This window comes from Romboutsia sp., assembly GCF_035470145.1.
Taxonomy (GTDB): domain Bacteria; phylum Bacillota; class Clostridia; order Peptostreptococcales; family Peptostreptococcaceae; genus Romboutsia_D.
Genome location: NZ_DATIRC010000286.1, coordinates 1 through 11,372 on the forward strand (window position 1 = coordinate 1; position 11,372 = coordinate 11,372).

An 11,372-nucleotide genomic window follows, 5' to 3' on the forward strand; every position below is an offset into this window, starting at 1 on the left:
AAGTAAAAGAAATATAGAGATAAGTGCTATATTAGTTAGAGATAAAGAAAAATATGAAAATGAAAAATACTTAAATAAAATAACTGAAAATATAGAAGATGTATTTAATAAAAATATCGACATATTAGTAGAGTTAATGGGAGGATTAAACCCTTCACTTGACTATATAAAAAGAGCACTTAATAACAAAATACATGTAGTGACAGCGAATAAAGACTTAATAGCAGAACATGGAGAGGAACTTATAAAGATAGCAAATGAAAATGATGTAAGTATTAAATTTGAAGCATCAGTTGCGGGTGGAATACCTGTATTAAAGCCGTTAATTGAATCGCTAGAAGGTAATAAGATAGACAGTATAAATTCAATTTTAAATGGAACTACTAATTTTATACTATCAAAAATGTATGATGCAAATTTGTCATACGATGAGGCTCTAAAACAAGCACAAGAATTAGGTTTTGCTGAAGCTAACCCAGACTCTGATGTTTTGGGATATGACGCAGCAAGAAAATTATCAATATTATCTACGTTAGCTTATGACAACAGAATTTATTGGAAAGATCTTTATTTAGAAGGAATAACTAATATAGATGAAAAAGATATAGATTATGCTAAGCAATTAAATTGTAAGATAAAACTAGTTGGTCAAAGTAAATATAACAGAGGTAGAGTGAGCGGATTTGTTAGACCAGTTTTAGTAGATAATGAAAGTATATTAGCTAAAGTAGATAATGAATTTAATGCAGTGATAGTAAATGGTGATTCTGTAGGGGAAGTATCATTTGTAGGTAAAGGAGCAGGTAAACTAGCTACAGGTAGTGCTGTATATGGTGATATATTAGATATATTAGATAATAGAACTTCAAGTATAAATTCATTTACTAAGGACAAAATACAAGTTGAAAAAATAGTTAAAAATAAATGTAGTGCTTTACTTAGATTTGAATGCTATAAAAAGAAAGAAGTACTAGATATAATGGGAGAATGTAGTGAAAGTTATGATATATTAAATGAAGGTGATGAGCTTGCTATAATGGTTCATGCTAATTCTGAATATGAAATAAACAATAGTATCTGTGTAATAAAAGATTTTGGATACTGTCAAAACATAAGTAAACTATTAAAAATATAATACTTAAAACGCACTTATAAAAAGAGGGCTTTTAAGCGGCATGATTGCGGTATTTAACCAGACTCATGCCGTTTTTTAATTGTATACGTTCAGTATTAAATTAATAGATATAATCATCTATTAATTTGATAATTTCATCTTGATCTATAGTATCAACTAAATAAATCTTTAGCTGCATTGAGGTATATAAATTTTTTACTGAGAGGATTATACTATAATCAAAGCGAATTTCATGCAAAATTCATATATACGCTAAAATACTTATGATAAAATTAAATGAGGATATAAAATATCAAAAAAGACAAAATAAAGTAGGAGTTGATAAAAATGAGCGCATCGATACTAGTTGTAGAAGATGATTTTAACATACAAGAGCTTATCGTAGAATTTTTAGGCTCACAAGGATATAGCGTAGATTATGCAAATGATGGATTAGAAGGAGTCCAAAAGTTCAAACAAGGGAATTACGATTTGGTAATACTAGATGTAATGATGCCTAATTTAGATGGACATTCAGTTTGTAAAATGATTAGAAAAACATCAAGTGTACCAATAATATTTTTAACAGCATTAAATGATGAAAGTGACCAAGTTAAAGGTTTTGAATTAGAATGTGACGATTATATAACAAAGCCATTTTCATTTAAATTACTTATAAAAAGAGTAGAAGCGGTACTTAGAAGAACATCTCAAAGTAGTAGTGATGATTGTATATCATTTGAAAGTTTAAAATTAGATTTAAATACTTATACAGCTCATGTAAACGATGAAACAATAGAACTAACATTAAAAGAATTTAATATATTAAAAGCATTAATAGAAAAATATCCACAAGTTATTACAAGAGAAGGTCTGTTAGATAGCATATGGGGATATGATTATTATGGAGATACAAGAATAGTTGATGCACATATAAAAAATATAAGAAAAAAAATAGTTCTACCATATATAAAAACTGTAAAAGGAATAGGGTATACACTTGAGAAAGATATTTGATAAATGGGAAAACTTAAATATAAAGTATAAGTTATTTTCAATAACTACAGGACTTTTATTAGCACTAGCTATAATAATATATTTAATCTTATATTTTTTATTGCCATCATATTATCATAAATATAAAATAGGAATTTTACAAGAAAGTATAAAAATTTTAAATGAACAATCTATAAACTATACTACAGAAGACTTAGAGGAAAGACTTTTTCATATGGCAAAAAACCAAAATTTATCAATACTATTAACAGATTCTAATGGTAGAATAATTTATGGTAAAAATGAATTTATAATCTTAAAATATAGTAAATATATAATAAATGATAATAGCAAAGAGTTTCAAATATCTATTCCAATATATACAAAGGATTCTATATTGCCATATAGATTAAATATAGTAATGCCACTTCAACCAATTGATGAAGCAAGTAATGTTATTAGAAATCTTGTGCCCTATATAACTGTAGTAGCTATTTTAATAGCAATGATAGGTGCATATATATATTCAAATGTTATAACAAAGCCATTAATTAATATAATTGAAAGTGAAAGAGAAGCTGAAAATAGAAGAAAGGACTTTATGGCGACAATATCACATGAATTAAAAACTCCAATAACTATAATAAGTGGTCAATTAGAGGGAATGATTTATAATATAGGTAAGTATAAAGATAGGGACACATATCTCCAAAAATCATATGAGTCAACACAAGAATTAAAAGAATTAGTTAATGAAATGATAGAAGTATCAAAATGTGAAATATTAGAAAAAGATTTAACTGTAAGTAAGGTTAATTTGAGTAAGCTTTTAAATAGACTTGTTCAAAGACAAATGTTTTTAATAGAAGAAAAAAATATAAAAACAACTTTAAAAATAGAAGAAGATGTTTATGTACAATGTGACGAAGAAAGAATAGTAAAAGCTATAAATAATATAATTAATAATGCTATTAAGTATTCTCCGCAAAATGAAAGTATCATAATAAGATTGTATAAAAAGAGTCAAAAAAATTCTAAGAAAAAGGTTTATATAAAGACCTGCTTAGAAATAGAAAATACAGGTGTTACAATAGATGAAAAATATTTAAGTGAAATATTTAAACCATTTTTCAGAATAGAAAAGTCTAGATCAAGAAAAACTGGAGGAAGTGGTCTAGGTTTATACTTAGTTAGTCAGATATTTGAAAGTCATGGATTTGATCATAGCTTAAAAAATAAAGAAAACTCAGTAATATTTACTGTAGAATTTTAGATAATAAAATTTTCAAATTTCATTCACAAAAAACTCACATTAAATTCATATAGGAGTTGTATTATATAACTATAGAAAAGACTAGCTTAAAAACTATAATACCCTATTGTAATGGTAACCCTCCCTCACATCCTCATATAGAGTTGCCATTACAAAAACCCCCCATAAAACTCCAATTATGGGGGTTTTTCTTATTCGATTTTAGAATCTATTGAAGATATAGAAGTATTAAGTCTTTTATTTACAAGATAATCAACTATATATCCCATAATTATAACTCCAGGAATGTCTATGATAAGTCTTACTAACGTGAATTTATAACCTAAAGCACCTACTTCAAATAGTAGTGTAGAAAATTTAATAACGCACCAAGCATTTAAGAAAATTATTATATTAGAAAACTTAACCCCTTTTTTAATAAGAACAGCAGTAAATGGAAAAGCAGCATACATAGGGCCTGCAGCAAAAAAAGCAATTAAAAAAGATAATAATATTCCTACAAATCCAGAATTTAAACCCATATACTTCATAAAATATTCTCTAGGAACCCATACATCTAAAAGTCCTAATAATATCATAACAGGGGGTAAAATAGATAGCATTTGTAAAATATTTGATTTAGTGCTATTAAAAATACTAAGTCCTAAATTTTGATTAAAAAGATAGATTATTATACAAATTATAAAACCTATTAAAAAATATCTATAACGATTTAAAATAAATTTAATATTCATTATCCTAAAACACCTCCTACAAAAAAGGACACTACAAATGCAAATAAAAATGCAATCAAATTTCTATAAAAAGCAGCTTTTTTACCTATATAGCTAGCTTCTAGAGAAAATGTCAAAACTCCAACCATAGTTAAAGTAGAAATAAGAGCACCAACTTGAGCATATCCAGCACCACTTTTTAATAACGAATCTCCTGTTGAAAAAGCTACGAAAGTTGGCATCATAGTAATAGAACCAACGATAGAAGATAAGGTTATTCCAAATAATTTAGACTCAGGACCGATAAGATTTGATATTGTAGTAGGATTTACAATTGATAAAACCATACTAACAATAATTATTATAAAAAGAAATTGAGGCATTACATTTTCAAAAGATTTGAAACCATTTTTTAGAGCTAATTTAGTTTTTTCTTTATCTTTCATAAAGGATATTACAAGAAGTATTACACAAATACTATAAAGAATATAAGGTGTCATACAAATACCTCCCTATTTAATAATATAGTATGAAAACTAGTTAGCATTAGTTAATTTAATATAGCATTACATTTTAAAATATTTATGATATGAAGTCGTTAATTACATATAGTATTTTAAGATATAGATAATATTTTATAAATAATTTTTAGTCATTTTGTAAAAACTAATATATATAATGACTAAGGAGGCTACTAAAATGAGTATTATTAAAAAAGAAATGGAAAATCTTAAAAATGATTTACAAGAAGGAATGAAAAAAACACAATGTGTAATGAAAGATACAGTAGAAGATCTTAAAGATGATGCAAAGGGCGTTATGGCAGGCATGGAAATGAAAAGAGATGAGATGATGCAAGAATATCAACAAAAAAAATTTACAAATGATTTAAAAAAACAAATGGAAAAAGGTCCAAATTTTAAATAATAAATAATTTATATTACAAAATGATGATATTATACTAAAATAAAAAAGAAGGTGTATGCCTTCTTTTTTAAAATCCTATATATAAACTTATTGTTAAAAGTATCATACATGCAACTATTAATATTGCTGATAATGGAGCTACAAACTTAACCCACTTAGACCATGGAATATTTGCGATAGCTAATGCTCCCATTAATACTCCTGATGTTGGAGTTATCATATTTACAAGTCCTGATCCAAATTGATAAGCAGTTACTATCGATTGACTTGATATACCAACTAAATCACTAAGTGGTGATAAAACAGGCATTGTAAGTGATGCAAGACCTGAACTTGATGGTATTAAGAAAGTTAAAGCTCCTTCTATAATCATTGTCAAGTTTATAAATATAAATTTTGGTAATTTTTCTAATAAAATTGCAGAGGCGTTTAATATAGTATCTATTATAAATCCATTCTGTGCTATTATAACTATGCCACGTGCTAGTGCGATTGCTATTGCTGCTAAAGCTAAATCTTTAGCACCATCTATAAATGAAGTAGCTATTACATCCTGTTTAAGCCCTCCAGCTATCCCAGATAAAACACCTATTCCAATAAATACCATTGCTATTTCTGCTATATACCAACCTTGTGTAAGTACTCCCCACACCATGGTACCCATACCTATTACAAATATTAAAAGAACTATTACTTCTCTTAATGTAATTTTATTTATAGTATCTGCTGTATATGCTACTTCATCTATTGAACTTCTATCTATTTCATACACTATAGATGACGTAGGGTTTTTCTTTACTCTTTTAGCATAAGTCATCATAAATGTTATAGCTATTGTCATAAGCACTACAAATATTATAGATCTATACTCTATCCCAGATCCCGGTGTTATGTGAGATAATGCTTGGGCAATACCTACTGAAAAAGGATTTACAGTAGAAGCTGTACATCCAGCTAAAGCTCCTAAAAATATAGTTCCTACTGCCGTTAATGAGTCATATCCTAGTGACGTCATAAGGGGAATAAGTATCATATAAAATGGTAGTGTTTCTTCTGCCATTCCAAATGTAGTTCCTCCTAATCCGAATAATACCATAGATACAGGTATTATAAAAACTTCTTTTCCTTTAAGTTTACTTATAGCAAATCTTATCCCTGATTCGATAGCCCCAGTTTTATTTACTATACCAAAAGATCCTCCAACTAAAAGAACAAATCCAACTACTTCTGCTGCATCTATAAATCCATTTATAGGAGCCATAAATACATCATTTATACCTTGCGGGTTGCTCTCAACAGATTGGTACGTTCCTGGAACTACTACCATTCTATCATTTACCTCTTTTCTACTGAATTCTCCACTTGGTATTATCCACGTAAGAACTGACATTATAACTATAAGTGAAAATATAATAGTATAAGTATGTGGTATAACTAATTTCTTCTTGTTTGTTTGTGTAACAACATTCATATATTATCTCCTCCCTGTTTTTTGTTGTTTTTTATGTACGCAAATACAGAACAATATAATTTCCTTAAATGATAGCTCTTCACAAATAAAATTTGTGACAGTGATATATACATTTTATGCACAAGAATTTCTAAATATTATCGCTACGGTAGGTTTGTCCTGTAAACTTTAATTATTGTTTCCACTAGATTTAACTAATTTCAAAATTACATTCACACAAGTCTATAGACACTCATAATAAACTAGCAATAATTATACAATGAAAGCCATGTATTAAAATTTCCTTGACTAAGGGTACATTTTAATACATGGCTTTTTATATTAGAATTCTAGATTTAATTTAATCAATCTATCTTTGATTTCTTTCATTATAGCTATTTCAGCATCTAAGCTATCAGCATCGTAAGTTGCAGAAAATCTTAAAAAACTTCCACAGTCATCCCAAGGAACAGTAGATATAAGAGCATTAGAAAGAATATATAAAGATGCATCTTCCGCATTTTTAAATTTAGGACCATCTTTAACTCCTTTAGGAATAGGAACATAAATATAAAAACCTCCCTTAGGTTTTTTTACACCAAATCCTACTTCTTTTAAGGTATTAACCATTAAATCTAATCTCCTAGAATATCTTTCACAGTTTACATCAGCTAAAGTATAATTATCAAGTGCATAAGCCCCAGCTAATTGAATAGCTTTAAATTGACCAGAATCAGTATGAGCTTTTATAGTAGCATAAAGTTTAATCGCTTTTTCACTTCCAACTAAAAAAGCAAGTCTCCATCCTGTCATATTAAAGCTTTTAGAAAGAGAGTGAATCTCGACGCAAACATCCATAGCACCGTCAATACTTAAAATACTAAGAGGTTTACAACCATCATAAGTTAAACTACCATAAGCTAAATCACATACTACTAATATATTATTTTTCTTTGCGAATCTAACAACGAATTCATAAAATGCAGTATTTGCAACTTGCCCAGTTGGATTATTAGGATAGTTTATATATAATAATTTTGATTTTTTAAGTATATCAGCAGGTATACTTAACAGATCTGGATAAAAATTGTTTCCCTCACAAAGAGGTAAATCATAAACTTGCCCACCTAAAAATTTTGTGTATGTTGCAAGAGTAGGATAGGCAGGTTTAGGCATTAAACATATATCACCGGGATTTATAAAACATAAAGGAAGCATGGCTAAAATAGACTTAGAACCAATTCCATGCATTATATTATCTTTAGTGATGTTATTTAAGTTATACACAGTGCTTAAATATTTACAAGCGGATTCTTGAAAAGCATCTATTCCGTTATCCGTATAAAATCTATTTTCTTTTTTTCTAGCTTCTTCATTTAAAACTTCAACAATAGATAAATCAGCCATTTGGTCAGGCTCGCCTACTCCCATATCAATAAGTGGAATGTGAGGATTTTTTAACGTAACTTCTTTAGTTAATTTTTTTATTTTTTCGAATTTATATAACTCTTTATTACCTTTAAAAAAAGATGAACCACCTAACCTACTAGAAACTAAATTGTCCAAAAACTCCATCGAAACCCCTCCAAAAAGATTAGTATAATATACTATATTTAAGAAGAGCGAATTTCGATACAAAATATAAAAAAAATTAAATAAAATATAAAAAGGAATATATAAACAAAGTTAAGCTAAATTCATAAATATAAAAAATATTGCTTATTTAGAAAATTTTACAAAAATATACATTATAAGTTATTAATTAATATGTTTAAAAGGCATTAAGACGGAAAAAATAAATATATAAGAAAGGGTGATATCATGGATAAAAACAAAAGACATAAAGAAAATAAAACAAATTTAATTCAAAATTTTGTGAATCAAATACAAGGTACTTTACGTAGAAAAGCTAAGACACAAGAAAATGAAACTAAAAATAAAAAGTAGCTAATAAAAGATAAGGTGTAGGTAGTAAAAAATATAACTCAAAAAACAAAAGTGATTTTTATATCACTTTTGTTTTTTTGAATTAATATTCTGAAAATAGAAAATTGGATTATTGCTAATATATGTAATTTATAATACAATGGAATTTAGGGAATGAAGTATAGTTTATGGAGGAATATGAGTATGTTAAAAACTAATAAAGAAAAAGTAGTAAAATGGTCTGTGCAAGGAAAAATACATCATCCAATAGGTGGTAATTATAGAATAACTCATGAAGGAAAGCCAATGATACTTCCAGCTACAGGAGGTATATCATACAATGTAGCCATAGGAGACTGTGCTTTTGGATGGCAAGGGGACCATGTAGAGCCAGGAGTATCTATTAGAAATGAAAATTCATCAGAAAATGCAGCTCTTATGACTTTTGCATGTATAGGAAATGAAGCTAAAATAGTATCGGGTGATGCAAAAGGAAAAAAAGGTTATGTAACTGGAATGCATGGTGGAATAGACCATGTATTAATACATTTTGAAAAAGATATATTAGAAGATTTATCAATAGATGATAAAATAATGATAAAAGCATATGGCCAAGGTTTGAAATTGGTTGAAAATGAAAATATACATATAATGAATATAGATCCAGATTTATTTGAAAAATTAAATATACAAGAAAAGGATGGTAAACTACAAGTAAATGTTGTAGGAAAAGTCCCAGCGTATTTAATGGGGTCTGGAATAGGTTCAAAAAGTGCTGCTACAGATGGAGATTATGACATAATGACAGCTGATATGGAAGAAATAAAAAGATTAGGACTTGATAAATTAAAATTTGGAGATATTGTATTACTACAAGATTGTGATAATACTTATGGAGTCGGATATTTAAAAGGTGCAGTAAGTATAGGAGTAGTAGTACATAGTGATTGTATAAAATCAGGTCATGGACCAGGAGTTACTGTTATAATGACAAGTAAAGAAAGTATTATAGAAGGAATAATAGATGAAAATGCGAATATAGTAAACTATATAAAATAACTTGTAAGTATCTCGATACGTCATTGATATATAGTAATGATTTATACAAAAAAGGGAGTATTAAAAAATGATTTTAATCATTAATTAATGTACTCCCTTTTTTAGTCTATTTAGAGTTTTTGAAAGATGTATTTTTAAAATTATTTTTCTTTTTAGCCTTATTTTGATGATTATTAGAATCTACAAGTTTACCTTCTTTTAATTCCTTTGGTTTTATATCTATATTAAATTCTCTTTTATAATCTCTTATAGTAGATAAGTTTTGGTTTGTAACTATAGATATAGTATCACCTGTTCTATTTCCTCTAGCAGTTCTACCAGATCTATGAACGTATTCATTTTTACTCTTAGGGAAGTCTAAGTTAAATACATGAGTTATATCAACTATATCTAATCCTCTAGCAGATAAATCTGAAGAAACTAATATTTTAGCTTTCCCTATTTTAAATGCATTTAAAGCATTTTTTCTATCTTCTTTAGTCATTCTACCAAATATACCAACAGCCATATAGTTATGGTAGTTTAGTTTTTCAGTTATAGCTTCTATGCTATCTTCATCATTAACAAATACGATAGCTCTTTTAGGATTAGTAGCAGCTATAGATTTTCTAAGTAATGTGAATTTCTCTCTTTGTTCTCCATATAAGTACATATGGTTTATATTAGGGTTTATAACTGATTCACTATTAGCTTTTATTATTTCAGGTTCTTTCATTATAGAATTACATATATCTATAGTAGAATCGTTTAAACTAGCAGAGAAACCTAAAAGTTGTCTATCTCTTAATGTAGTTTTTATTATGTTCTTAACAGTAGCAACATTCTTTCCGCTAAGTAAGCTATCAACTTCATCTAATATTATAGTTTTTATATTATGAGCTTTTAATTTTTTCTGTTGTATTAAATCTAAAACTCTTCCACAAGTTCCAACAACTATATGAGGTTTTATTGCTTTTATATTTTTAATTTGTTTTTGTATATTAACTTCACCTATTAAAGAAAAAGCAGTTACATCCATATTTGAATTTGTAGATAGCAACTTAGCTTGGTCTACTATTTGCATTACTAATTCGTGAGTAGGTGCAAGTACTAATACTTGAGTTTCTCTTTTAGTAGCATCTATTTTTTCAAACATAGGTAGTAAGTAAGTTAGAGTTTTACCACTTCCAGTTTGTGCATTAACTAACAAATCTTTATTTTCTAATATCTTTCCTATAGCTAAAGATTGAACTTCAGTAGGTTCTATTATATTTTGTTTTTTAAGTCCATCTATCGTATTAAGATTTAAATTCAATTCCTTAAATGTCGTCATTTTTTACTCCTTTTGTATTTTATAAATTAGTGCATTTTTAATTATACACTTATTATTCAAATTTTAACAGAAAACAATTCAAAATTAGTTGCAAAATGTAAAAATTAAGTTTACAGATTTGAATTTAGGGGAAATTATTATGTAATAGTTAATCATGCAATTAGGAGGAAAAATAATGAAAAAGAATAAAGTAGTAATAGTAGGGACAGGGATGGTCGGAATGAGCTATGCTTACTCTATGTTAAATCAAGGAACTTGTGAAGAATTAGTTTTAATAGATTTAGATAAAAAAAGAGCAGAAGGTGAAGCTATAGATTTAAATCATGGGCTTAGCTTTGCACCTAGAAAAATGAAAATATATGCAGGAGATTATAGTGATTGTTCTGATGCATATATTATATGTATAACAGCAGGAGCGCTGCAAGTAGAAGGTGAAAAAAGACTTGATTTATTACATAAGAATACTAAAATAATGAAATCTATAATTAGTGAAATAAAAAAATCAGGATTTAATGGAATATTATTAATAGCTACAAATCCTGTTGATATAATGACTTATGTAGCATGGAAGACATCAGGATTTGAAAAATCAAAAGTAATAG

General features: G+C 27.4%; 12 protein-coding genes. 7 read left to right on the forward strand and 5 right to left on the reverse strand.

The window, feature by feature from the left end:
- The 3 genes from VLM92_RS11745 to VLM92_RS11755 all read left to right on the forward strand — a co-directional run.
- Positions 1-1,135: homoserine dehydrogenase (locus VLM92_RS11745; RefSeq protein WP_325276523.1), on the forward strand; the 1,135-nt coding region annotated here is incomplete at its 5' end.
- Between the two features lie 327 nt (positions 1,136-1,462).
- Entirely contained in the window at positions 1,463-2,131 is a 669-nt protein-coding gene (locus VLM92_RS11750) for a response regulator transcription factor (protein WP_325276524.1), read from the forward strand.
- Entirely contained in the window at positions 2,115-3,383 is a 1,269-nt protein-coding gene (locus VLM92_RS11755; protein WP_325276525.1) for a HAMP domain-containing sensor histidine kinase, read from the forward strand. The genes VLM92_RS11750 and VLM92_RS11755 overlap by 17 nt, the downstream gene beginning before the upstream one ends.
- A 191-nt stretch (positions 3,384-3,574) precedes the next feature.
- On the opposite strand, the gene VLM92_RS11760 is transcribed toward VLM92_RS11755, so the two are convergent.
- Both VLM92_RS11760 and VLM92_RS11765 read right to left on the reverse strand, forming a co-directional pair.
- Complete coding sequence (locus VLM92_RS11760; protein ID WP_325276526.1) at positions 3,575-4,117, reverse strand: permease; 543 nt, start codon at positions 4,115-4,117, stop codon at positions 3,575-3,577.
- On the reverse strand, positions 4,117-4,596 hold the full coding sequence (locus VLM92_RS11765) for a permease (RefSeq protein ID WP_325276527.1): 480 nt from the start codon (positions 4,594-4,596) through the stop codon (positions 4,117-4,119). Before VLM92_RS11765 ends, VLM92_RS11760 begins: the two co-directional genes overlap by 1 nt.
- Positions 4,597-4,795: 199 nt before the next feature.
- Here VLM92_RS11765 and VLM92_RS11770 point away from each other — a divergent pair, with 199 nt between their 5' ends.
- Positions 4,796-5,023 (forward strand): hypothetical protein, encoded by a 228-nt coding sequence (locus tag VLM92_RS11770; RefSeq protein WP_325276528.1) that lies wholly within the window; start codon positions 4,796-4,798, stop codon positions 5,021-5,023.
- A gap of 67 nt (positions 5,024-5,090) precedes the next feature.
- Here the strand turns inward: VLM92_RS11770 and VLM92_RS11775 are convergent, their stop codons facing one another.
- On the reverse strand, positions 5,091-6,494 hold the full coding sequence (locus VLM92_RS11775) for a YfcC family protein (RefSeq protein ID WP_325276529.1): 1,404 nt from the start codon (positions 6,492-6,494) through the stop codon (positions 5,091-5,093).
- A gap of 321 nt (positions 6,495-6,815) precedes the next feature.
- A complete protein-coding gene (locus VLM92_RS11780) occupies positions 6,816-8,048 on the reverse strand; it encodes an LL-diaminopimelate aminotransferase (protein WP_325276530.1) in 1,233 nt (410 codons plus the stop codon).
- A gap of 246 nt (positions 8,049-8,294) precedes the next feature.
- Between VLM92_RS11780 and VLM92_RS11785 the strand changes: the two genes are divergently transcribed.
- Both VLM92_RS11785 and VLM92_RS11790 read left to right on the forward strand, forming a co-directional pair.
- Entirely contained in the window at positions 8,295-8,420 is a 126-nt protein-coding gene (locus VLM92_RS11785; RefSeq protein WP_325276531.1) for a hypothetical protein, read from the forward strand.
- A 183-nt stretch (positions 8,421-8,603) separates the two neighbouring features.
- Entirely contained in the window at positions 8,604-9,458 is an 855-nt protein-coding gene (locus tag VLM92_RS11790; protein ID WP_325276532.1) for a DUF4438 domain-containing protein, read from the forward strand.
- Positions 9,459-9,564: 106 nt separating this feature from the next.
- Here the strand turns inward: VLM92_RS11790 and VLM92_RS11795 are convergent, their stop codons facing one another.
- Complete coding sequence (locus VLM92_RS11795) at positions 9,565-10,770, reverse strand: DEAD/DEAH box helicase (RefSeq protein WP_325276533.1); 1,206 nt, start codon at positions 10,768-10,770, stop codon at positions 9,565-9,567.
- Positions 10,771-10,945: 175 nt separating this feature from the next.
- On the opposite strand from VLM92_RS11795, the gene VLM92_RS11800 reads away from it, so the two are divergent.
- Positions 10,946-11,372: lactate/malate family dehydrogenase (locus VLM92_RS11800; protein WP_414708161.1), on the forward strand; the 427-nt coding region annotated here is incomplete at its 3' end.